This window comes from Acinetobacter sp. Marseille-Q1623 (genome assembly GCF_902809895.1).
GTDB classification, from domain to species: Bacteria; Pseudomonadota; Gammaproteobacteria; order Pseudomonadales; family Moraxellaceae; genus Acinetobacter; species Acinetobacter piscicola_A.
In genome coordinates, this window is sequence record NZ_CADDWG010000001.1 from 1,998,471 (window position 1) to 2,019,757 (window position 21,287).

The 21,287-nt window shown below is 38.2% G+C and carries 22 protein-coding genes; 7 read left to right on the forward strand and 15 right to left on the reverse strand.

Annotated elements, in window-relative coordinates; genetic code table 11:
- Positions 1 to 209: 209 nt before the first annotated feature.
- The 4 genes from HUV91_RS09490 to HUV91_RS09505 all read right to left on the reverse strand — a co-directional run bounded on the left by HUV91_RS09490 (position 210) and on the right by HUV91_RS09505 (position 3,684).
- Positions 210 to 974, reverse strand: coding sequence for a hypothetical protein (locus tag HUV91_RS09490; RefSeq protein ID WP_174493237.1), 765 nt, complete (start codon positions 972 to 974; stop codon positions 210 to 212).
- A 172-nt stretch (positions 975 to 1,146) separates the two neighbouring features.
- Positions 1,147 to 1,902 carry a hypothetical protein gene (locus tag HUV91_RS09495; RefSeq protein WP_174493238.1) on the reverse strand — a complete coding sequence of 252 codons (756 nt, stop codon included), beginning with the start codon at positions 1,900 to 1,902 and terminating at the stop codon, positions 1,147 to 1,149.
- Between the two features lie 140 nt (positions 1,903 to 2,042).
- Positions 2,043 to 2,837 carry a thioesterase family protein gene (locus HUV91_RS09500; RefSeq protein WP_174493239.1) on the reverse strand — a complete coding sequence of 265 codons (795 nt, stop codon included), beginning with the start codon at positions 2,835 to 2,837 and terminating at the stop codon, positions 2,043 to 2,045.
- A gap of 157 nt (positions 2,838 to 2,994) precedes the next feature.
- Positions 2,995 to 3,684, reverse strand: a complete 690-nt coding sequence (locus tag HUV91_RS09505) for a YggS family pyridoxal phosphate-dependent enzyme (RefSeq protein ID WP_130074020.1) — start codon at positions 3,682 to 3,684, stop codon at positions 2,995 to 2,997.
- Positions 3,685 to 3,805: 121 nt separating this feature from the next.
- Between HUV91_RS09505 and HUV91_RS09510 the strand changes: the two genes are divergently transcribed.
- Both HUV91_RS09510 and HUV91_RS09515 read left to right on the forward strand, forming a co-directional pair.
- The gene (locus HUV91_RS09510; protein ID WP_130074021.1) at positions 3,806 to 4,843 is read left to right on the forward strand and encodes a type IV pilus twitching motility protein PilT; all 1,038 of its coding nucleotides are present in this window, start codon (positions 3,806 to 3,808) and stop codon (positions 4,841 to 4,843) included.
- Positions 4,844 to 4,868: 25 nt separating this feature from the next.
- Positions 4,869 to 5,987: a PilT/PilU family type 4a pilus ATPase gene (locus tag HUV91_RS09515; RefSeq protein ID WP_130074022.1), complete on the forward strand. Its 1,119-nt coding sequence runs from the start codon at positions 4,869 to 4,871 to the stop codon at positions 5,985 to 5,987.
- Positions 5,988 to 6,061: 74 nt separating this feature from the next.
- On the opposite strand, the gene fur is transcribed toward HUV91_RS09515, so the two are convergent.
- The gene (gene fur / locus HUV91_RS09520) at positions 6,062 to 6,499 is read right to left on the reverse strand and encodes a ferric iron uptake transcriptional regulator (protein ID WP_130074023.1); all 438 of its coding nucleotides are present in this window, start codon (positions 6,497 to 6,499) and stop codon (positions 6,062 to 6,064) included.
- A 112-nt stretch (positions 6,500 to 6,611) separates the two neighbouring features.
- On the opposite strand from fur, the gene HUV91_RS09525 reads away from it, so the two are divergent.
- Positions 6,612 to 7,010 carry an outer membrane protein assembly factor BamE gene (locus HUV91_RS09525; RefSeq protein ID WP_130074024.1) on the forward strand — a complete coding sequence of 133 codons (399 nt, stop codon included), beginning with the start codon at positions 6,612 to 6,614 and terminating at the stop codon, positions 7,008 to 7,010.
- Positions 7,011 to 7,094: 84 nt separating this feature from the next.
- Here the strand turns inward: HUV91_RS09525 and HUV91_RS09530 are convergent, their stop codons facing one another.
- The 10 genes from HUV91_RS09530 to HUV91_RS09575 all read right to left on the reverse strand — a co-directional run bounded on the left by HUV91_RS09530 (position 7,095) and on the right by HUV91_RS09575 (position 17,290).
- Positions 7,095 to 7,430 (reverse strand): RnfH family protein, encoded by a 336-nt coding sequence (locus tag HUV91_RS09530; protein WP_174493240.1) that lies wholly within the window; start codon positions 7,428 to 7,430, stop codon positions 7,095 to 7,097.
- A complete protein-coding gene (locus tag HUV91_RS09535) occupies positions 7,430 to 8,509 on the reverse strand; it encodes a hypothetical protein (RefSeq protein WP_174493241.1) in 1,080 nt (359 codons plus the stop codon). The genes HUV91_RS09530 and HUV91_RS09535 overlap by 1 nt, the downstream gene beginning before the upstream one ends.
- Before the next feature lie 154 nt (positions 8,510 to 8,663).
- Positions 8,664 to 9,119 (reverse strand): bacteriohemerythrin, encoded by a 456-nt coding sequence (locus HUV91_RS09540; protein ID WP_130074027.1) that lies wholly within the window; start codon positions 9,117 to 9,119, stop codon positions 8,664 to 8,666.
- Between the two features lie 355 nt (positions 9,120 to 9,474).
- The gene (locus HUV91_RS09545) at positions 9,475 to 10,323 is read right to left on the reverse strand and encodes a class II glutamine amidotransferase (protein ID WP_174493242.1); all 849 of its coding nucleotides are present in this window, start codon (positions 10,321 to 10,323) and stop codon (positions 9,475 to 9,477) included.
- A 99-nt stretch (positions 10,324 to 10,422) separates the two neighbouring features.
- Positions 10,423 to 11,202, reverse strand: a complete 780-nt coding sequence (locus HUV91_RS09550) for a GNAT family N-acetyltransferase (RefSeq protein WP_174493243.1) — start codon at positions 11,200 to 11,202, stop codon at positions 10,423 to 10,425.
- 169 nt (positions 11,203 to 11,371) lie between these two features.
- Positions 11,372 to 12,280 (reverse strand): acetylglutamate kinase, encoded by a 909-nt coding sequence (argB, locus tag HUV91_RS09555; protein WP_130074030.1) that lies wholly within the window; start codon positions 12,278 to 12,280, stop codon positions 11,372 to 11,374.
- 26 nt (positions 12,281 to 12,306) lie between these two features.
- The gene (locus tag HUV91_RS09560) at positions 12,307 to 13,734 is read right to left on the reverse strand and encodes a phosphomannomutase/phosphoglucomutase (RefSeq protein ID WP_174493244.1); all 1,428 of its coding nucleotides are present in this window, start codon (positions 13,732 to 13,734) and stop codon (positions 12,307 to 12,309) included.
- Between the two features lie 212 nt (positions 13,735 to 13,946).
- The gene (gene dut / locus HUV91_RS09565; RefSeq protein WP_130074032.1) at positions 13,947 to 14,399 is read right to left on the reverse strand and encodes a dUTP diphosphatase; all 453 of its coding nucleotides are present in this window, start codon (positions 14,397 to 14,399) and stop codon (positions 13,947 to 13,949) included.
- A 91-nt stretch (positions 14,400 to 14,490) separates the two neighbouring features.
- Entirely contained in the window at positions 14,491 to 16,530 is a 2,040-nt protein-coding gene (locus HUV91_RS09570; protein ID WP_174493245.1) for a UvrD-helicase domain-containing protein, read from the reverse strand.
- A 127-nt stretch (positions 16,531 to 16,657) separates the two neighbouring features.
- Complete coding sequence (locus tag HUV91_RS09575) at positions 16,658 to 17,290, reverse strand: OmpA family protein (protein WP_130074034.1); 633 nt, start codon at positions 17,288 to 17,290, stop codon at positions 16,658 to 16,660.
- 244 nt (positions 17,291 to 17,534) lie between these two features.
- Here HUV91_RS09575 and HUV91_RS09580 point away from each other — a divergent pair, with 244 nt between their 5' ends.
- The 4 genes from HUV91_RS09580 (at position 17,535) to minD (ending at position 21,286) form a co-directional block, all read left to right on the forward strand.
- Complete coding sequence (locus tag HUV91_RS09580; protein ID WP_174493246.1) at positions 17,535 to 18,452, forward strand: acyltransferase; 918 nt, start codon at positions 17,535 to 17,537, stop codon at positions 18,450 to 18,452.
- A 30-nt stretch (positions 18,453 to 18,482) separates the two neighbouring features.
- On the forward strand, positions 18,483 to 19,532 hold the full coding sequence (locus tag HUV91_RS09585; RefSeq protein ID WP_130074036.1) for a preprotein translocase subunit SecA: 1,050 nt from the start codon (positions 18,483 to 18,485) through the stop codon (positions 19,530 to 19,532).
- 140 nt (positions 19,533 to 19,672) lie between these two features.
- Positions 19,673 to 20,404 carry a septum site-determining protein MinC gene (gene minC, locus HUV91_RS09590; RefSeq protein ID WP_130074037.1) on the forward strand — a complete coding sequence of 244 codons (732 nt, stop codon included), beginning with the start codon at positions 19,673 to 19,675 and terminating at the stop codon, positions 20,402 to 20,404.
- A 69-nt stretch (positions 20,405 to 20,473) separates the two neighbouring features.
- Positions 20,474 to 21,286, forward strand: coding sequence for a septum site-determining protein MinD (minD, locus tag HUV91_RS09595; RefSeq protein WP_130074058.1), 813 nt, complete (start codon positions 20,474 to 20,476; stop codon positions 21,284 to 21,286).
- The last annotated feature ends 1 nt before the right edge of the window (position 21,287 follow it).

The following is a 21,287-nucleotide window of genomic DNA, read 5'->3' on the forward strand; positions in this document are numbered from 1 at the left end:
CTAAAGTCACGTCATAATTGCTAAGAAATTCTTCTGTTGTTGCTTGTGTTGCAATAAGATTTTTCAATGAATCTTCATGACCATGCGCAAATACAATTGTCGTATTTAAAAAATAACCCCAAAACCAACGTGGTCATTTCTTCATAACATTATGTTTTTATTAAAGGTATTTTCTACTTTTAAAAAATACCTTAACTCTCGTGTCTTTTTCAATCACGATCTGCTGGGAATGCATTCGGTGGCGGTGCATATTTATTGGTCTGTTTCTGCTCTTCCTCTGGTGCTTTTAACTCATAGACCACTGTACCAATGATCCCTGTATTTTGAATTGAACCATTGTCCGAGTTTGCTGCATACGATTCTTCAGGTTTTCCAAATGTAAATGAAGCCACTGCATCAGCACTTTTACGGAAGCCTTCAATGGTTAAAGTATCATGGGCATGTAAGACATAACCTGAATTACTGCGTGATGCTGTACTACCATCAATCACATCCACACCATCCACACTCGTCACGATCTCAAATGTTTTACTGGTATTATTTTCATAATGGAGTTGATAGCTTTGTCCTTCACGTCCTGCCAAAAAGTAATTGCTACCTACGCGATACAAAGGAATATTCTCCCCACGATCATCAATAATCGTCAGGCTAATTTTACCCCCTGCAATTGAGATTCCTTGAATCGGTTTGCCTTGGTATTGTTTATCGGCATAACGGACTAAGGTTTCTGCAATCGGAGAATCTGACTTACGTTTTAAATCGACTTCGGTCACGGAGGAGTCAATTTCATCGCCCCATTTGGTTCCGAGTTTTTCATCACTTGCAACATCATTATTGGCATCAGTCGCAGCAGCTTCTGCACTGGTTGTTTCACTACGTGTTGAGGGCTGTGTGCTATTTTCTTCTGTTTTCTTCGCACATGCAGCAAGAAATACACACATCAGTAAACATAAAAAATAATTTATAATTTTCATCATGATGACCTTTTTTCAAAGATGACTGGGCATCTATTCGAAATTGATTATTTTCAATTGAATAGTCATTTTTAAGGCACTCGGATTATTATCAAGCTGAGCATAACCTGAATATTTCATTTTCTCTAATGCTTATTTTTTGTATTTATGTAACATTATAACATTATAAAAACTAGTCCGCAGGGAATGCATTTGGTGCAGGTGCATAACCATCATTTTGTACTGATCGTTCAGCTTTTGGTACTTTTAATTCATAAACCACTGTACCAATGATCCCAGTATTTTGAATTGAACCATAGGTACTATTGGCTACATAAGATTGTTGTGGTGCACTAAAAGTAAATGATGCCACAGCACGATTACTTTTCCTAAATCCCTCAATCGATATTGAACTATAAGGTCTTAATACATAGCCACTTTTTTTTCGAGATGCCTGATGACCATCCAGTACATCTAAACCATCTACACTTGCAACAATTTCAAATGTTTGTGCACTGCTATTGTTATAATGCAATTGGTAACTTTGCCCATTTTGACCTGATAAAAAATAACGTGTCCCTTCTCTATATAATGCTAATGTTCTTCCATGATCATCCAATATCGAAAAACTAATTTTTCCAGATGCCAATGAAATACTGTTAATACGACGTCCTGAAAATTGTTGATCTGTATAGCGAACTTGCGTTTCATCTACGGGCTGATTCGCCCCTCTTTTTAAGTTGACGTGTTGCACATAAGAACTGACATCATCACCCCATTTTGTGCCTAGCTGTTGACTCGCATCAATATGATTGCTGCTACTCTCGGTTTGAATGGCTTTGGCTGAGTATTCTGCATGGCTGTTTGGCTGCTGCTGAACAGGTTGTGATGTACATGCCGCAAGTAATCCAACCCAAAGCAAAGACAATAAATAATATGGCTTCATCATCTGTCATCCTGTTATTCAATTATTTTATGTAAAAAATGATTTAACTTCATATAAACAGATGTGAAACCAGTAATCTGTAGTCATTTGTAGGATAATTTTTATCCTACTGGCTAAGATTTAAAAAGCTTTCAACGACGTTTTTATAATGGTCGTAATGTCAAAATTTGCTCACTACGTCCAAATGGTCCATGTATGTCGTGCAATACGGAACTGGTTAAGCCAATGCCATCCTCACCATACTGTTGCACTGTTTCTAAACCTAACCATTTACCTTGGGGTAAACGATATAAATGAATTTGTAAGTCTAGATTTGGAAAGCCCCATGTAAATGGAGGGCTTTGTCGTGCAACAATCCCATTTGCGGTGTCAACCATGCCCATCAATTTGACAAATGCTGTGGTTTCTTGACCTTCCACCATATCTAATTCATTACTTAGCCACACGATGCCTGCACCTTGACGGCGCTGTTCTGTACGCGCCTCAATAGATTTGATATAGCCTCCCGGCCACTGACGGATGTCATGCCAAATGGGTAAGTTGTCTGGCGTTCCAATTTTTTGATCTTCTAAACCTGCAACATCTTGGCTGTTATTGGTCATCATGCGCCATGTTCTTGCCACGATACAGACTTTGCCTTGAGCTACCATTTCAGATTCAACCAATTCAATGGTTTTTCCACCTCGAATGACTTTAGTGGTGATGCTAAATTTACCCCCTGCAATGAGTCCAAAAATATCTAAACTGATTCGCCCAATACGCACATCATCTCGTGGAGAGAATTGTTCTAGTTCAGCACAGATAATTCCTGTCGCAGGTGCCATATGCTGTTCATGTTCATTCCATGCACCTTGTGCATGAAGCGTAGATTGGTAATGTGCAGTGACCACGCCTTGTTCATCGACTGAACGTTGTAATAACTGATAATAACTCGACATCTTCTTCCCTGCAGCTTGATCTTTAAAATATTTTTACAGCAATTTATACAATTAAATCGCTATATTTTTGTACTCAATTTAGCAAGAAATGTCCAATTTTCAGCAAAATACTGAACCCTATAGTTCAGTATTTTCATATACTTTTATCACGTTTCTATCACAGTTTTGAATAATCTCGTGCACCAAACAAAGCCGTTCCCACGCGTACCATCGTTGAACCTGCTGCAATAGCAGCTTGCATATCCCCTGACATTCCCATACTTAAAGTGTCCCAATCTTCAGGATGCGCATGTTGTAATTTGACTTGCTCAAACAATTGTTTTGCATCAACAAATGCCTGTGTATTATTCGGTGCAGGAATCACCATTAAGCCCCGTAGTTTTAAGTGCGGAAGTTGACTGATGTGCTGTACCAACTCTTCAACTTCACTCGGTTGGCAACCATCTTTACTGTCTTGATTATCGATATTAACTTGAAGACAAATATTGAGTGGTACTTGCGCCACTGTTCTTTGACTCGACAAACGTTCCGCGATCATTAAACGGTCAACGCCATGCACCCATGCAAATTTCTCTGCCAGATGTTTGGTTTTATTGCGTTGTACATGACCAATAAAATGCCACTCAATATCTAAGTCTTGTAATTGTTCAATTTTATCTAACGCTTCTTGTAAATAATTTTCACCAAATGCACGTTGCCCCATCTCATACATTGTTTTTAACATTTCACTTGGATGTGTTTTCGACACCGCCAATAATTGCACCTCATCCACATCACGTTGAGCAATGTGACAAGCATGTTCAATCTGTTCAAGGACAATCTTATAGGCTTGTGTTAAATCATTCATGGGCAGTGGTCTCATTTAAAAAAATTTCAGCTTTCTTGTTCATCAAATGTTGGTTATGCTGAACGAAAGCCTTATCATTCTACAAAATAATTAAGTAAATAGGTTTTACTTTGGGGACATTATGGACATTACAGAACTACTAGCATTTTCAGTTAAAAATGGTGCATCAGATTTACACTTATCAGCAGGTATGCCACCCATGATTCGTGTCGATGGTGAAGTGCGCCGTATTAACTTACCTGCATTTGAGCATAAAGATGTACACCGTCTTGTTTATGACATTATGAATGATAAACAACGCCGTGATTATGAAGAACAACTCGAAACTGACTTTTCCTTTGAAGTCCCAGGGGTGGCACGTTTTCGTGTCAACGCATTTAACCAAAATCGCGGTGCAGGTGCGGTATTTCGTACCATTCCATCTAAAGTTTTGACTATGGAAGACTTAGGTCTTGGGCAAATCTTTAAAGACATTTGTGATTATCCAAGAGGAATCGTGTTGGTCACAGGTCCTACGGGTTCAGGTAAATCAACTACCCTCGCTGCGATGCTCGATTATATCAATGACAACCGCTATGATCATATTTTAACGGTAGAAGACCCGATCGAGTTTGTACACCAGTCTAAAAAATGCTTGATCAATCAACGTGAAGTCCATCGTGATACACACGGCTTTAATGAAGCACTACGCTCAGCACTGCGTGAAGACCCTGACATTATCTTGGTCGGTGAGATGCGTGACCTTGAGACCATTCGTTTAGCCTTAACTGCTGCTGAAACAGGTCACTTGGTCTTTGGTACACTCCATACCACTTCTGCGGCAAAAACCATTGACCGTGTGATTGACGTATTCCCTGCTGAAGAAAAAGACATGGTCCGTGCCATGTTATCTGAATCTTTACAAGCCGTGATTTCACAAACCCTACTGAAGAAAAATGGCGGTGGGCGTGTGGCTGCACATGAAATTATGATCGGTGTACCTGCGATTCGTAACTTGATCCGTGAAAATAAAGTCGCACAAATGTATTCTGCGATTCAAACAGGTGCCAACTACGGTATGACCACACTCGACCAAAGTTTAAAAACATTGGTCTCTAAAGGCACGATCAGCGCACAAGTGGCACGTACTGCGGCAAAACAGCCAGAATCATTCTTATAAGAAAAAGTAAATTTGGGGAATTAGAATGGATTTTAATGATTTGCTTAATATGATGATTGAGCAAAAGGCATCGGACTTGTTTATTACTGCCGATGTTGAACCATCAATGAAGATTAACGGTCAAATTGTTCCTGTGGTCAAAACTAAATTGACTGGAGAATTGGTCGGGCAAATTATTCACTCAATCATGAGTGATAAACAACGTAAAGAATTTGCCGAAACGCGTGAGTGCAACTTTGCCATTGTCAACAAAGATAAAACTGCACGTTTTCGTGTCAGTGCATTTCAGCAACGTGATCAACCTGGGATGATTTTACGTCGAATCGAAACCACGATTCCAACCATGGAAGATTTAAAGCTACCACCGATCTTAAAAGATCTCGCCATGACCAAGCGTGGCATTATCATTTTTGTAGGAGCAACAGGTACAGGTAAATCGACCTCTTTGGCATCATTGATCGGTTACCGAAATCAAAACTCTAAAGGTCATATTATTACCATCGAAGACCCAATCGAGTTCGTACATGAACATGCAGGCTGTATTATCACCCAACGCGAAGTAGGGATTGATACAGACTCTTTTGAAGTCGCACTGAAAAATACTTTACGTCAAGCACCTGACGTCATTTTGATTGGTGAGATTCGTTCTCGTGAAACCATGGATTATGCGATTGCCTTTGCTGAAACAGGTCACTTGGTCTTTGCAACCCTGCATGCCAATAACGCCAACCAAGCCATCGATCGTATTATTCACTTCTTTGAATCAGACCGTCATAGTCAATTGTTTATGGACTTGTCCTTAAACCTCAAAGCCATGATTGCGCAGCAACTCATCCCAACCCCAGATGGCAATTCACGCCGTGCGGCAATTGAGATTCTCATTAACTCGCCATTGATTTCAGATTTGATCCGTAAAGGTGATGTACATGAAATCAAAGATTTAATGAAACGCTCACGTGAATTGGGTATGCAAACCTTTGACCAAGCTTTATTTGATCTTTATAAAGCAGGTCAAATTACCTATAAAGATGCGCTAAAACATGCAGACTCACCAAATGACCTACGTCTACAGATTAAGCTTGATGAAGAAGGTGGCGCACAGTTATTGAATGCCAACAACAAACTAACCTTTGACGGTCAATAATCATTTTTTAAAAGCGTGTAAAAAGGGAGCTAAACCACTAGCTCCCTTTTTTAATTTGTTGTATTTATGTGATTTTATTTCTTACGAAATGCCTCTTGGCATTCTTGTTCATCACAATAACCATAGAGGTTTAATGAATGTCCTGTAAGATTAAAACCGTATTGCTCAGCAACTTTATGCTGCTCATGTTCAATAATATCATTTGTAAATTCAATTACTTTATTACAGTTTTGGCACACAAGGTGATCGTGGTGATCTTCTTGCATGATTTCAAAAACAGAGTGATTATTTTCAAAATGATGGCGCTGAATAATTCCAGCTGCCTCAAATTGTGTTAACACACGATATACGGTCGCAAGACCCACATCTTCACCTTGTTCAAGTAATGTTTTATAAATGTCTTCCGCGCTCAAGTGATGTTGTCTTGAATTTTCTAATAATTCCAAAATCTTGATTCGTGGTAGGGTAACTTTAAGTCCAGCTTTGCGTAAATCCTGATTTGAAATAGGCATATAAAAGGGTCTCTCAACAAATTTTAAGTTGGAATATGCAACAGTCTTGAGATGCAGTATGATCTATCCATAGATCAATTGCATCATAATTAATTTGGGATAGTGTAGCAAAATGCAAAAAATCATGCTGACGTTATTCGTCGCTTCTTTACTTGGTGGATGTTCAGTATTCGGTGTCTATAAGGTAGACATTCCACAAGGAACACCACTCACCCAAGCCCAAGCCTCAAAAGTTCAAGTCGGTATGAGTTATCAACAAGTCCGCTTTTTGCTAGGCAGTCCAACTGTAACAGATCCATTAAATCCACTACGTTGGGACTACATTTACAACTACATCCCTGGAACTTACGCGAAAAAAGCAAAAATTCCAGCAGCACATGGGCAACACTTAAAAATATATTTTAATGAGTCAGGAATTGTGTCTAATATTGAAGGATTAGAGACGATCCCAGAATCTCAACCTGGTTTGCCTGCTTCCAAAGAAGCAATTTTGAATGCGCCTCCACTATAGTCAATTTAGAATAAAAAGAAACCCCTTAGCTAGGGGTTTTTTATTATCAAGTAGATAGTTTTAAGCGATCAACAAAATAAAGTACTATTTGGATAATAATTGGCGATAACGATTGCCACGACAATAGCGTCCAACAGGATTTGCCTTGGCGCGATTACGGCGAATATCTTTCGGATTGATGGTCAATGCACGATAAATTTCCACCCGATCCCCTGCTTGGAGCAACTGGTGTTCATCCGCGATCTTTAGCCCAAAAATACCCAACTGATATTTCTCAGGTAACTCAATCTGCGCTTGGATGCCACTTTGTACAATTGCATCCAAAGCCGTCATACCCTCTTGAAAAGCAACAGCGATATGAAACTGCTGCGTTTGAGTAGCATATGCCACCCAAACTTTAGATGTTCGATCCAGCGTCATTAGAACAATTGTCCCACTAAAGCAATGATTGCAAGCACAATCGCTAAAGGTGACACAATACGCACCGCGATACGCCAAATATTATAAAATGCCTCATTGCTGAAATTCATTGCTTTACGCAAATGACTGATCTTCATGATCCAACCCACAAAAATTGCATAGATTAAACAAATCACTAAACCCCATAACATCAAGATTGGATTGAAAATCACAGCTATATTTGGAATTGCCCATACCAACAATGCCACCAACACAATCACAAACTGTAAAACAGGTGCAATTTGACGTTGGCTTAACTGCTCTTTTGCCAATTGTAATAACAAGGCTGCACTTGCTATTGCGGCAAAACATACCGTATATGCAGGGATTTGTGCGGATACAGCAAAGAAACCAAAAGCAATGACAGCAATTAACTGTGCCAACCAAATTGGCAGTACAACACCCGTTGCAGCACTTTCTTTTGCATGCAAGGTGTTCGTCTGCCAATACAAACCTAGTCCTAAGCCACTCGCAACCAATGCCAAAATCGCTGCATTACCCCACTCCTTAAATTCAATAGCGGTGACATGCCAAGGCTGTAAGGCTGTACCAAATACATTTGCTACAATCAAAGAAGCAATCACAGCCAATGTCGTCAACACGACTAAAATCTGACGAGATAAAAATGACAATGCAAATGCCACCACCGCACAGATCACAAAGAATACATTGGCTTGTAAACTTAACTGTACACTTTGCAAAGCATTCACAGTGATATTAGATACAATTGCGCCTGCAAGAAATGGAATAAATACGACAGAAAGCCACCCCACAATGCGCCATTTTTGTGAAGCATCAGCATCACGTGTCAAAGCAGCTAAAGCGGCAAGCGGACTTTGTTTTGAACGTTTTGCAAGTGCAATTTCTAAATAGGTGATTGGCAATGCTAAAAGCAGCATAGTTGCTAACCACAATAACCAAAAATCAATTTGTCGATCAAACTGAATATCGAGACTTGGCGCTAAGCCAACAATAATCATAAATGAAAGACAAAATGCCATGAGCGGCGATAACCATCGTGACATAGAATAATCCTGCATGAGGTGTTTCGTAATAAAGTGCTGCTATTTTGCCTTTGTCCTCAGTGAAAATCAAAGTTTAGGCATAAAAAAAGCAAACCAAAACCTCTGGTTTGCTGCGCTAATAAGAATCTTATTCATTTTATTTCAGTTTTTATTATCTCAGTTAATAGAGTTAAGAGAAAAAGCGTTGAAACCAGTTTTTGCCTTTTTTCTTTTCATTTTCACGAATAATTCCCATCATATTATGTTTTACTGCCCCAACATAATCTGCATCATCGTGTTGAATATGGTTAATCAACCATTTTGCTAAGACTTCACTTAACTCATTTTCAATCGATTTACCGTCTTGAAAATCTTGGCGATAACCCTCGATACGCTTAATAAATAAATCATGTACGCGTTTATGGGGTACACGATATTTATAATTTGCTTCTTCTTGCAAACTTTCTTCAAATGTAAAATGTGATTGCGTATAATCAATAATATTATCTAAAACTTCTTTAACTTGTGCACGATCAGAGACAATATCAACATTTTGCAAATCATTAATATAATCTAAAATGCGTTTATGTTGATCATCGATAACCTCTATCCCTGTATTATATTCAGGAAGCCATTTCATCTTCATCGCATTGCCCCACACAAGTTAAAATATTTTCACAATCATTCAGCTACATCATAAACCTTTAAAAAACAAATAAAAATCAATCAGATTAGTCGGGATTCACTATTTTTTATACAAAAAAACATAAATTACTGTTTTGTATTAATATTTAATATAATGCCAAGTAAAACAATAAAGTATTTTTTAACCAATCTATAGTTTGATTTTAATATTATATATAAAATATGATTTCTTAAAATAAGCTAATAAATCAAGAAAAAGTTAAATAAATATCAGTGATAATATTTATTTAAGCAGAAACAATATCAGAATATATTGAAGAAAAAATAATACACACCCCTATGATAGTATTATGTAATTAATATTGATCCGCTTTCGTAACACGTTTTAAACTTGGATCTTTCGCTTCACGCTGCAAACGTTCAACGACAGTCAGTGCTTGTTTAATCGGTTGTCCATTTTGAAATAAAATCATTTCACCCGCTTGATATGCATGCCACACTTCATTATTGGTTAAAGGTTCAGTGGTAATCACTGCAACCCGATCCTCAGGTGTCGTGACTTCACTAAAATCAACTTCAACATCAAGATCAATCAGACTTGCGGGTTGGAACGGATATTCACGCACAATCCAATGCAGTTTTGTAGTCGCATAGCTAAAAAGAGCCTGCCCATTCGATAAACAAAAGTTAAATGTACCGTGTTCAGCTATTTTTGGAGAGATTTCTAGAAGTGCAGCAAAAATCTCATTTAAAGAGGGTTCATGATAACCAAATTTTTCTACCAATTTATCCAATAAATAACAAAAGGATAATTCACTGTCCGTATTGCCTACAGGGGTAAAACGCCCCGAAAGTCTTGGATTAAAATGATGTAAATCACCATTATGAGCAAAAATCCACTGCCTACCCCACAACTCACGGACAAAAGGATGTGAGTTTTCTAAAGTGATTTTGCCTTGTGTTGCTTTACGGATATGTGCAATCACGTTACGTGACTTGATCGGATAATTACGAACCAACTCTGCAATCGGAGATTCAACTGCAGATTGATTATCCACAAATAAACGACAGGCTTTGTCTTCAAAAAAGGCAATGCCAAAACCATCTGAATGATCAGATGTTATTCCTGCTCGTTGAGAAAACCCACGAAAGGAAAATGTAATATCTGTTGGTGTTGCACAGTTCATTCCGAGTAATTGGCACATAATCTTTTATTTGAACATGATCATTATGTGAATATTGTGCATGAGTCACACTTCGCTTGCAAATCTGAATGTTTACAAACGAAATGTGCTTTTCTTATATTATGAACGATTGACCATTTTATTGAGCACAAAATGCTTGGCAATTTCATTGACATCTAAAAAGACAAAATAATCTAAACAATTAAATTGTTCATCATGATAAGCCTGTTGTGACAAACGAGCTTTCATTTTCAAATACACATCAAATAATTTTGGAATACGTTCATCTTGTGGAAAACTAAACTCAGGATGGATCGGTTCATAACTCGGTCGTGCAGGAACATGAATGGTTTGGCTTTGATCTAGTTTTTTAATAAATTGATGGGTGTAATAGGCACGTGCTTTATTGTCTTCTAAGCGAATCGAAACACAGCCCATTAAATGTTTAGCTTTCATTTTCCAAAGCACCATCGGCACTAAATTTAACCATAAAATCGACAATGCCTTACCATTACGATAGCGCGGATGTACACAGGTGCGTCCAATTTCAACAATATTGCTTAAATTTGAAAACTGAGAAATATCAAATTCTTGAGCACTATAACTATGAGCTAAATCATCACCTTGTACCAATTTTAAACGAGTATAAGCAACGATTTCATCGCTCCATTTATCGCGCAAAACAGCATGATGACAATCTAAGTCATATAAATCTTGGTCTAAACCATGTTCAAATTGGATACCAAATTGTTGTGAAAATTGTTCTGCGCGAAACTTTTGAATTTCTTTGAGTTGTTTAATGTCTTCTGCCCACTCAAATTTATAGTGTAATTGTGCTTTTTTAGGACGAGTTAATGGGAAGCTAATGTTTTGTCTGTATTGATTTAATCTTGCAAACATAATTTAGAACTCCTTGTGCTTTTCATCACACTAGAGAATCTAAATGACAAATGAATGACTAATTGATGACCATTCAAAAACACATACATGTGTCTTCAATAGAAGCTAAATTTTCATCATAAAAAAGCCAGTTTAAACACTGGCTTCTTCAGTTGACGATTTTAAAGGATTAAGCACCGCTTGGCTTTGTTCGGTTGGTGATCAAAGTACCGACCCCATGATCAGTAAAAATTTCCAATAGCGTTGCATGTGGCACACGTCCATCCACAATATGTGCGCTCACCACGCCACCTTTCACAGCATCTAAAGCACAACCAACTTTTGGAATCATGCCACCATAAATCACACCTGTATCGATCAGATGATCAACTTCTTGGGTAGACAAACCTGTTAACAGATTTTTATTTTCATCCAAAACACCAGTGATGTTGGTCAGTAAAATAAGCTTTTCAGCACCTAAAGCTTCAGCCACTTTACCTGCAACCAAGTCGGCATTAATGTTATAGGTTTTACCCTCTTCATCGACACCTAAAGGTGCAATGACAGGAATAAAATCACTTTGGGTAAACATTTCTAAAACATCAGTTTTAACGCCAGTCACTTCACCGACTAAACCTAAATCAATGTGTTGTACTGAACCATCCTCTTGGATTTTTTCCATCAATAGTTTTTTAGCACGTAATAAATTACCATCTTTACCCGTGAGACCAATAGCACGACCACCATGTTTATTGATCAAATTTACGATAGATTTGTTCACACTACCGCCAAGGACCATTTCTACAACTTCCATCGTTGCAGGATCGGTTACACGCATCCCATCGATACGGTCAGATTCACGACCGAGTTGTTTTAAAAATGAATCAACTTGAGGACCGCCACCATGTACCACGATTGGATTAATCCCTACCGTTTTTAACAACACGATGTCACGTGCAAATGAGCTTTCCAAAGCAGGATCAGTCATCGCATTGCCACCATATTTCACGACTAGCGTTTTACCTGAAAAGCGTTGAATATACGGTAACGCTTCTGTCAAAATTTGCGCTTTGTCAGTGCCAGTATGTTGATGTGGCATTACGCCTCTCCCATGTAGAAATGATATTAATGAGCTTTCAAAATGTCTTGAGCAATCATAGGATAATGATCATGCAACATAGACGCAAATGTTTGTCGAATTTCATCTAAACGTGATGGATTGTCGGCATCAAAACGTACTGTAAAAAACTCACCCGTATTTGATGCTCGAATAATGCCAAATCCATGATCAAAATCAAGTCGAATGCCATCTATTTTAATCAATTCTGCACCATAACCTGTGCTCAATTGTTCAATTTCACTCAACACTTTTTTAGGATTGGTACTATGCGTACTGATATAAGTATCTTCGGTATAACAACGTTCAGGATAAGCTGCCAACACTTGCGATAACGTCGTTTCCTTGGGCGATTCACATAAATATTCCATTACACGCAACGCTGCATAGATACCATCATCGTAGCCTAGACCACGTCCATCATTAAATACATAATGCCCTGCATATTCGCCGCCAAAAACAGCCTGCCCTTTAGATTGGGTTAAATATTTGCGTAAAAAACTACTGCCCGTACGAATCATGGTGGCTTTACCCCCCATTTTTTCAATAGTTTCACGTACCATAGAAGAACATTTCACATCAAAAACAATTTCACGATGTGGATTGGCACGCAGACAAATCTGTGCAAATAAAGCCATTAAACGATCTGCAGAAATAATGTGCGCATTTTCATCTAAAATCACCACACGATCGCCATCGCCATCCAGTGCAATCCCAAGATCAGCTTGATGAGTTAAAATATTTTGTCGTAATAATTCCAAATGTGTCGCTTGAGATGGATCAGGTGCATGATCAGGAAAATTACCATCGGCATTACAGCGTAAAGCAATCACTTCACAGCCCAGTTTTTTCAAAATAATGTGTGAACAAAATCCTGCCGAACCATTTAAACCATCAATCACCACTTTCAAGGGTCGTTTTAAATAAATATCACGTAAAATTGCGGCTTGATAGGCTGTACAAAATTCTGTTTTGATTTCATGTTTGACTTGTGGCACGACCATTGCTGATTTTTGTTGTGCCAATACGTGCTTCGCTTCTTGACCCACTGCTTGAATCATATCAGGACAAGGGGGCTCAGCATTGATAATCCACTTTATCCCATTGTCAGTTTTAGGATTATGACTCGCAGTCACAATAATGCCATTGCCCTGTGTTTTTCTTGCAGCAAAATACATTTGTGGCGACGCACAGCAGCCAATCGAAATCACTTTAAAATGATGTTGTAAAAATACATTTTCTATAATTTTGGCAAAAATTGGACTCGTCAAACGTGCATCATATCCAATGACAATCTGGTCTTGTTGTTGTTGCTGATATTGTTTTACTAAAGCTTGCGCAATACAGTAAACCAATTCAGGTGTTAATAATTCAACTTTTCCACGAATATCATATGCACGAAAAATATGATGTGGAAATTCTAAGGAATTGATCATAAGCAATACTTCTAATGACTTCCGCCCTTTAGATAACCAATATAGAGTCACCTTTTTATAATGGGGACAAAATCAAAATGATTTAAAATTGTTGATATAACTATAGGCAAATATAAAACATATTTTAAATATACTTTTGGTTACAAAGCGACAAAAAAATGACAAAAAGCCTGATCAACAGGCTTTTTTATCTAAAAAATTACAAATGTAGATTAATTCTGACCTGTATGTCCAAAACCACCTGCACCACGTTCAGTCGCTTCAAAATCATTGACTAAATCAAACTCAGCTTGTACCACAGGCACAAGCACATATTGTGCTAAACGTTCACCAGGCTCTAAGGTAAATGTAGTCTGTCCACGATTCCACACAGATACCATCAATTCACCTTGATAATCTGAATCAATCAAGCCGACCAAATTACCCAAAACAATACCATGCTTATGTCCTAAGCCTGAACGTGGTAATACTAAGCCTGCAAAACTTGGGTCTTGAATATAAATCGCCAAACCTGTTTTCACTAAAACCGTTTGACCCGGTTCAATTTGTGTCGCTTCATCTACACATGCACGTAGATCTAAACCTGCTGAACCTGTTGTCGCATATGTTGGCATTGGCCATTCTTGACCTAAACGCTGATCAAGTACTTTGACTTGCACTTTCATACTAAAATCCTATATTGAACACAATGAAAACTAAAAATCTCTCTTATTCCCACACAGGTCAGAGAGATTTAAAAAGAAATAAAAGGGTAAATTAACGTTTTAATAACGCTTTTAAATTTTGTAGATAATGCTGTGCTTGCTGTTTTGGATCGACATTTTCAGCCAACTTTTTCTTGCGTCCTAACCAATCCAATTCATCTTGTGGCAACTCATCTAGGAAACGACTTGGGGTCATTTGCTTCATTTGTCCGCCATTTTTGCGCTGTTCCGCCAAGGTCAAGGTCAAGCCCTGTTGTGCTCGAGTAATCCCCACATACATCAAACGGCGTTCTTCTTCGATAGTTTCAGCCGCAATCGAGTTTTTATGCGGAAGCAACTCTTCCTCTAAACCCATGATATAAACAAATGGAAACTCTAAACCTTTTGATGCATGCAAGGTCAACAGATTCACTTTATCCGTGTCTTCTTCTTCCTGTTGCTGTTCAAGCATATCAAGCAACACCATTTTACGAATCACACTTTCAATGTTTTTTTCATCGACATCTTCGGCACGATTAATCAAACTTTGGATACTGCTATATAGCATTTCTACATTATCCAACTTGGTTTTTTCTTGCGCAGGTGTAGCAGCAGATTCACGTAAATAATCAATATAGCCTGCTTCATTCATCATCTGACGAATTTTCGGCACAGGCTCATCATCATCTAATAGTTCACGGGTAAAATCTTCAATAAAACCTGCAAACTCAGCCAGTTGTGTCGTCGCTTTTTTCGGCATCACCATGGTAAGACGTTGATCACTTGCAGCCGCTAAAAGTGATAAATGATTTTCTTGGGCAAATAAACCCAATTTTTCCAGTGTCACAGGACCAATCGCACGTTTTGGGGTATTGATAATACGTAAGAAAGCACTGTCATCTTCAGGGTTAATAATTACCCTTAAATAACTCATGATGTCTTTGATTTCAGCACGCGCAAAGAAAGACTGACCACCTGAAAGTTTATAAGGAATTTGCATTTGACGCAGTTGGGTTTCGAGTACACGGGCTTGGAAATTTCCACGATACAACACCGCATAATCTTTCCAATTTTTCCCATTCATCAATTTATGCGTTAGTAAATCTTTCACTACACGTTCAGATTCATCATCATCATTACGACAAGTAATGACACGAATGACTTCACCATGCCCTTTATCACTCCACAATTTTTTATCAAAAATATGCGGATTGTTGTCAATCACATGGTTTGCTGCTTTTAAAATACGACTAGTTGAACGGTAATTTTGTTCAAGCTTAATCACTTTTAAATTATGAAAGTCTTCTTTGAGCAATGCCATATTTTCAGGCTTTGCACCACGCCATGCATAAATCGATTGGTCATCATCACCTACGGCGGTGAACTGCCCCATCACACCAACCAGTAATTTCACTAAAATATACTGTGCTGTGTTGGTGTCTTGATATTCATCAACCAGTAAATAACGAATACGATTTTGCCAACGGTCACGTACTTCAGCATTGTCTTGTAACAACCGTGTTGGCATCACGATCAAATCATCAAAATCTACGGCATTATAAGCACGTAAATTACGCTCATAAAGTTGATATAAATGAGCAAATTGCACATCTTCTGTGGTTTCACAGGTATTGTGTGCTTGCTCAGGTAAAATCAGATCGTTTTTCCAATCCGAAATTTTCTTCATGGCTTTGGCGATCAAATCTTTACTTTCTGCACCTGATAAATTATCGCGATGCATCAAATCCATCAAAATACGTTTACAGTCATCAGCATCTAAGATCGAAAAGTTATTTTTTAAAGGCGTATGCTTCAACTCTAAACGCAATAAGTTCAAACCAAAGGTATGGAACGTCGATACAGAAAGCCCTTTGCCCTCTTCTTTACCTAACAGTTTACCCACACGCTCTTTCATTTCACGAGCAGCTTTGTTGGTAAATGTCATTGCCGTAATACGATGTGCAGGAATGCCACACTGTTGTACCAAATAGGCAATTTTACGGGTAATCACTGAAGTTTTGCCTGAACCTGCCCCTGCAAGTACTAACAAGGGTCCTTGAGTATACTTCATGGCTTCAAGTTGCTTGTCGTTCAACTGACTTGCTTTTGACATTGTTCATCCTCTAAAAACTTCGAGCTAGATTATAGTCATCAAAAGCGATCTTGCCTAATTTTTCATGCTTTTTCACAAATAAAAAACCACCCGAAGGTGGTTCTTTAAGTCAATTTAGAAACAATAATTATTTAGTTTCATAAACTGTGATTTCTACACGACGGTTTTGTTCACGACCTGCAGCTGTTGAGTTATCAGCAACTGGCGAAGTTGAACCATAACCTCTCGCTGTCATACGAGACGCAGAAATACCTTGAGTCGCAAGATAGTTCAATACTGAACTTGCACGGCTTTGAGACAATGGAATATTGATTGAATCATTACCTGTGTTATCGGTATGACCATGAATAACAAGTGCTAATTTACCAGCTGTACCACCTTCAGCCAATACACGAGCAACGTCATTTAACGCTGATTGGAATTTAGGTTGAATTGATGCTGAGTTTGTCGCGAAAGTTACACTTGGCATTACCATATTGATTGAGCCATCTGGATTACGGTTTACATCAACACCTGTACCCGCTAACTCTTCACGTAAACGTTTTTCTTTACGATCAAGCAGTGCTCCTGCACCTGCACCAACAACTGCACCAATTGCAGCAGCTTGACCCATTTTATCTTTATCAGCATTTGAATACGCAATACCAGCGCCTAATAATGCACCTAAGCCAGTACCAATTGCTGCTTTATCATATTCCATATTTTGGCAACCAGAAAGTGCCAAAGCCCCTACTACCGCTGAGATTACAAGTGCACGCATTACATGCCTCCAAGGTTGGTGTTTTTCTATGTTAGAAATAATGATTTAAATTATGCGCTTAAACCATTGACATTTTGTTAAAAATATCCCAATTCGTTACATTTTGAAATAAATAACTGAGTATTTTCAGTGTAGTTCATCATAATTTATACATAGTTAAGAAATCAGACTTTTTAATTGCATAAACAACGACTATATTTAAAAGCAGTCATGCGCACATAAAACTCTTTTTTAGGACTTTTCTATGTCATCTCAACAGCAGAAACACCCTTTTTTAAAAAAAATAAGCAAAGGCTTTACTGTCGGTTCTGTGATTACAGGAAGTACTTTTTTTCATGGTCCACCTGTATTAGCACTCGGATTAACCAAACTCTTTAAACAATCTAAAAAAGTTGATGAAACCAATATTCAAATTACCAACAGTTGGTTAAGTGTCAACAATTGGCTCATCGATCATATCTTACCGGAAACACAGTGGGAGATTTCAGTCGATCAAAATCTCGACTTAAATATGCAAGGTCGCTACCTTATGACCTGTAATCATCAAAGTTGGGTCGATACCACAGTTAATCAATATTTTGGCTTAACCCGTATGCCACTGACCCGTTTCTTTACCAAATGGGAACTTATTTTTATTCCTTTTGTGGGACAAGCCTTTAAAATTTTAGGCTTTCCAATGATGAAGCGTCATAGCAAAGCACAAATCGAAAAAAATCCAGCCTTAAAACATCAAGATATGGCAGAAGCGCGTAAAGCATGTGAACAATTATTGAGCCAACCCTTTACGTTATTAAACTATCTTGAAGGTACACGCTTCACCCCTGAAAAACATCAACAGCAACAGTCCCCCTATCGTAACTTACTTAAACCGAAAGCTGGCGGATTAGCTCTAGCATTAAATATTTTAGGTGATCAAATCGATGCCCTGGTTGACATGACCATTGTCTATCCTGATGGTGCACCAGGCTATGGCGAATTTTGGCTCGGTGAAGTTCCACGAATCGTAGTCAATCTACGTAAAATCGAAATTCCAACATGGGTATTGGGCGGTGATTATGAAGAAGATGCAGAATACCGTGCTAAATTTCAACATTGGGTCGATGAGTTATGGCAAGACAAAGATCAATTGATTAGTTCGATGAAACAAAAATATCAAAACTAAAAAATGATATAGAAACCAATAAGGATCGTTATGACAGAACAGGCTACAGCGAAGCAAAAAAGTATTCGCCCACAACATCACAATACTTTGGGTTGGAAAATGTTTTTAGTGTATGACATTTTCATGATGGCGATCATTGTCTTCAACCTGTTTTGTCTATGCGCTAACTTATTTTTAATGAGCAGTTTTGGGCAATTATTTTTTAATGAAATTCATTTGCCTGAAGTTTTAGCTTTTTATAAATCAGACTTACATCCATGGGTGATTAAAACTGAAGGATGGTTTATTTTATTTTTAGTAGTTGAACTCGCCATTCGTTGGTTGATTGCCATTATCTACAAACATCATCAGCGTTGGTTTTTCTTCCCTTTTATTCATTGGTATGAAATTTTAGCAATTATTCCTTATTTACGTTTCTTACGTCTAATTCGTGCAGGCATTATTGCCTATCGTTTACATGAGTTAGGCTATAAAGTTATTCCTGACAATATCATGAAAAAGGTATTGTTTTATTATCGCGTGGTGATGGAAGAAATTTCTGACCGTGTTGTTGTTTCTGTTATTGATGGGATTAAATATGAGCTTGATACCAGTTCAAGTCATAAAAAAATTATTCATGAATTGGTCGATCATCACCGAGAAATATTTGCTCAGGTCTTAGCAGAGATTTTACAAGATACGCTCGCCACCGAACTCAAAGCACAGCAACGCTTCATCGCAGACAACGTTGGGCAAATCGTCAAACAAGCGATTGAAGATACCCCTCAACTGACTCAACTACTCAGACTGATTCCCATTGCAGGTGGCATGATTGAAAATCAAATCCAGAGTATTGGTCAGCGTTTAGGTGAAAACATTACTCAAGGATTGATTGCTCCTTTAACTGCTGGTTCACATGCTCAGCCGAACCAAATTTATATGCTCATTTCTGACAAACTAAGCCAATTAAACATTGAAAATAAAGCCTTAGAACAATTGGTCGAATCAGCAGTCTATGAAAGCTTAGCGGCGATCCGTAAACAAGTGAAAATTAAACAATGGCAGATTGAACTCGAAAAATATGACCAAGCCAATGATTAAGTGATTCAAAGATTGAGCAAATCAATGCAAATATTTGTATCTATGCTAGAGAAATCGTTCAATTTGTTCTAGCATTTGAGCAGTTTTTAAAGTTTGACTTTATTTATCATTTTCAGGTGACGAGCCTTTAAGGAATAGTTATGGCTGATATACGGATTACAGGCAGAATGGTTAATTTTACCCGATTAATCTTCGATACAAATGATCATGATGCTATCCGCCAGCAACTTAGCGCTATGATGGCAGAAACTTCTTATCAAGGGGCTTTGGTCGTTCTTGACAGTACTGTTGAACAAGAACTCATTGCGTTAATTCAGCTATTAATTAGCCTAGATTTACAACCGATGGGCGTGATTGATGGCATTTTAAGCGAACAAGCTCAAGCGATTCAATTTCCAATCCTGCCTTCTGACCGACCTTTACAACGTATTAAAGCAACGAAAGAACAGGTGGTTGCAGCACCCGCAACAGCTTCACCTGCACATGACAATACAGATGCACCATCGAAAGTTACACAACAACACACTACGGTTAGCCATATAACGTCTTATCATGACGAAATTCTGCGGACTGGACAATGTTTAGTACAAGATCATGGTGACATCATTTTGAATGCTGGAATAAATAGTGGTTCAGAAGTGATTGCTTCTGGAAATATACATATTTATGGCAGTGTTCGTGGTAGAGTGATTGCAGGTGCAGGCGGTAATAGCGCTGCAAGAATTTTTTGTCATTCCTTAGAAGCTGAATTGGTTTCTATTGCGGGAACATATTGTGTAGCTGATGATATTCCAGCGGAATTCATCAAAAAATCTGTGCATATTTACTTGAATGACCAGCAAGAACTTGAGTTTTCAGTTCTGCAATTTTAATGTATAAATTAACACCATAATAAACTCCCCTCACAAAGGGGATGAATGACCATAACAGGAGTGGATTCGGTGGCCAAAATTGTTGTCGTTACATCAGGCAAAGGTGGCGTAGGTAAAACTACAACAAGTGCATCTTTTGCAACAGGACTAGCCCTTCGTGGTCATAAAACTGTTGTTATTGATTTTGATGTCGGTCTACGAAACTTAGACTTAATCATGGGTTGTGAACGCCGTGTCGTTTATGACTTTGTGAATGTTTTGAATAATGAAGCCCGTTTACAACAGGCTTTAATCCGTGATAAAGACATCGAAAATCTTTATATTTTACCTGCATCACAAACCCGTGATAAAGATGCCTTAACAGACGAAGGCGTTGCACGTGTGATGGATGAGCTTTCACAAGAGTTTGATTATATTATCTGTGACTCTCCTGCAGGGATCGAACGTGGTGCTATTTTGGCAATGTACCATGCAGATGAAGCAATTATTGTAACCAACCCAGAAATTTCTTCAGTTCGAGATTCTGACCGTATCATCGGAATGCTAGACAGCAAAACCAAGAAAATCGAAAACAACGAAGGACGAGTACGTAAACATTTATGTATCACACGTTTCAACCCAGAACGTGCCGACAAACAAGAAATGTTAACTATTGATGATATTTCAAAAGATATTTTACGTATCCCGACTTTAGGTGTAATTCCTGAATGTCCAAGCGTGCTACAAGCATCCAACGAAGGTAAACCTGTTATTTTGTATACAGAAGCAAGTGCAGGACAAGCTTATGATGACTTAGTTGCTCGCTTCCTTGGTGAAGAGCGTCCATATCGACATATTACTGTTAAGCCTAAAGGTTGGTTAGCGAGATTATTTGGAGCGTAAG

Bases quoted from the DNA above. Each gene is read 5' to 3' on its own strand.
- HUV91_RS09490 (WP_174493237.1), bottom strand. From the start codon at position 974: ATGAAAATTATAAATTATTTTTTATGTTTACTGATGTGTGTATTTCTT.
- HUV91_RS09495 (WP_174493238.1), bottom strand. From the start codon at position 1,902: ATGATGAAGCCATATTATTTATTGTCTTTGCTTTGGGTTGGATTACTT.
- HUV91_RS09500 (WP_174493239.1), bottom strand. From the start codon at position 2,837: ATGTCGAGTTATTATCAGTTATTACAACGTTCAGTCGATGAACAAGGC.
- HUV91_RS09505 (WP_130074020.1), bottom strand. From the start codon at position 3,684: ATGAATGATTTAACACAAGCCTATAAGATTGTCCTTGAACAGATTGAA.
- HUV91_RS09510 (WP_130074021.1), top strand. From the start codon at position 3,806: ATGGACATTACAGAACTACTAGCATTTTCAGTTAAAAATGGTGCATCA.
- HUV91_RS09515 (WP_130074022.1), top strand. From the start codon at position 4,869: ATGGATTTTAATGATTTGCTTAATATGATGATTGAGCAAAAGGCATCG.
- fur (WP_130074023.1), bottom strand. From the start codon at position 6,499: ATGCCTATTTCAAATCAGGATTTACGCAAAGCTGGACTTAAAGTTACC.
- HUV91_RS09525 (WP_130074024.1), top strand. From the start codon at position 6,612: ATGCAAAAAATCATGCTGACGTTATTCGTCGCTTCTTTACTTGGTGGA.
- HUV91_RS09530 (WP_174493240.1), bottom strand. From the start codon at position 7,430: ATGACGCTGGATCGAACATCTAAAGTTTGGGTGGCATATGCTACTCAA.
- HUV91_RS09535 (WP_174493241.1), bottom strand. From the start codon at position 8,509: ATGCAGGATTATTCTATGTCACGATGGTTATCGCCGCTCATGGCATTT.
- HUV91_RS09540 (WP_130074027.1), bottom strand. From the start codon at position 9,119: ATGAAGATGAAATGGCTTCCTGAATATAATACAGGGATAGAGGTTATC.
- HUV91_RS09545 (WP_174493242.1), bottom strand. From the start codon at position 10,323: ATGTGCCAATTACTCGGAATGAACTGTGCAACACCAACAGATATTACA.
- HUV91_RS09550 (WP_174493243.1), bottom strand. From the start codon at position 11,202: ATGTTTGCAAGATTAAATCAATACAGACAAAACATTAGCTTCCCATTA.
- argB (WP_130074030.1), bottom strand. From the start codon at position 12,280: ATGCCACATCAACATACTGGCACTGACAAAGCGCAAATTTTGACAGAA.
- HUV91_RS09560 (WP_174493244.1), bottom strand. From the start codon at position 13,734: ATGATCAATTCCTTAGAATTTCCACATCATATTTTTCGTGCATATGAT.
- dut (WP_130074032.1), bottom strand. From the start codon at position 14,399: ATGAAAGTGCAAGTCAAAGTACTTGATCAGCGTTTAGGTCAAGAATGG.
- HUV91_RS09570 (WP_174493245.1), bottom strand. From the start codon at position 16,530: ATGTCAAAAGCAAGTCAGTTGAACGACAAGCAACTTGAAGCCATGAAG.
- HUV91_RS09575 (WP_130074034.1), bottom strand. From the start codon at position 17,290: ATGCGTGCACTTGTAATCTCAGCGGTAGTAGGGGCTTTGGCACTTTCT.
- HUV91_RS09580 (WP_174493246.1), top strand. From the start codon at position 17,535: ATGTCATCTCAACAGCAGAAACACCCTTTTTTAAAAAAAATAAGCAAA.
- HUV91_RS09585 (WP_130074036.1), top strand. From the start codon at position 18,483: ATGACAGAACAGGCTACAGCGAAGCAAAAAAGTATTCGCCCACAACAT.
- minC (WP_130074037.1), top strand. From the start codon at position 19,673: ATGGCTGATATACGGATTACAGGCAGAATGGTTAATTTTACCCGATTA.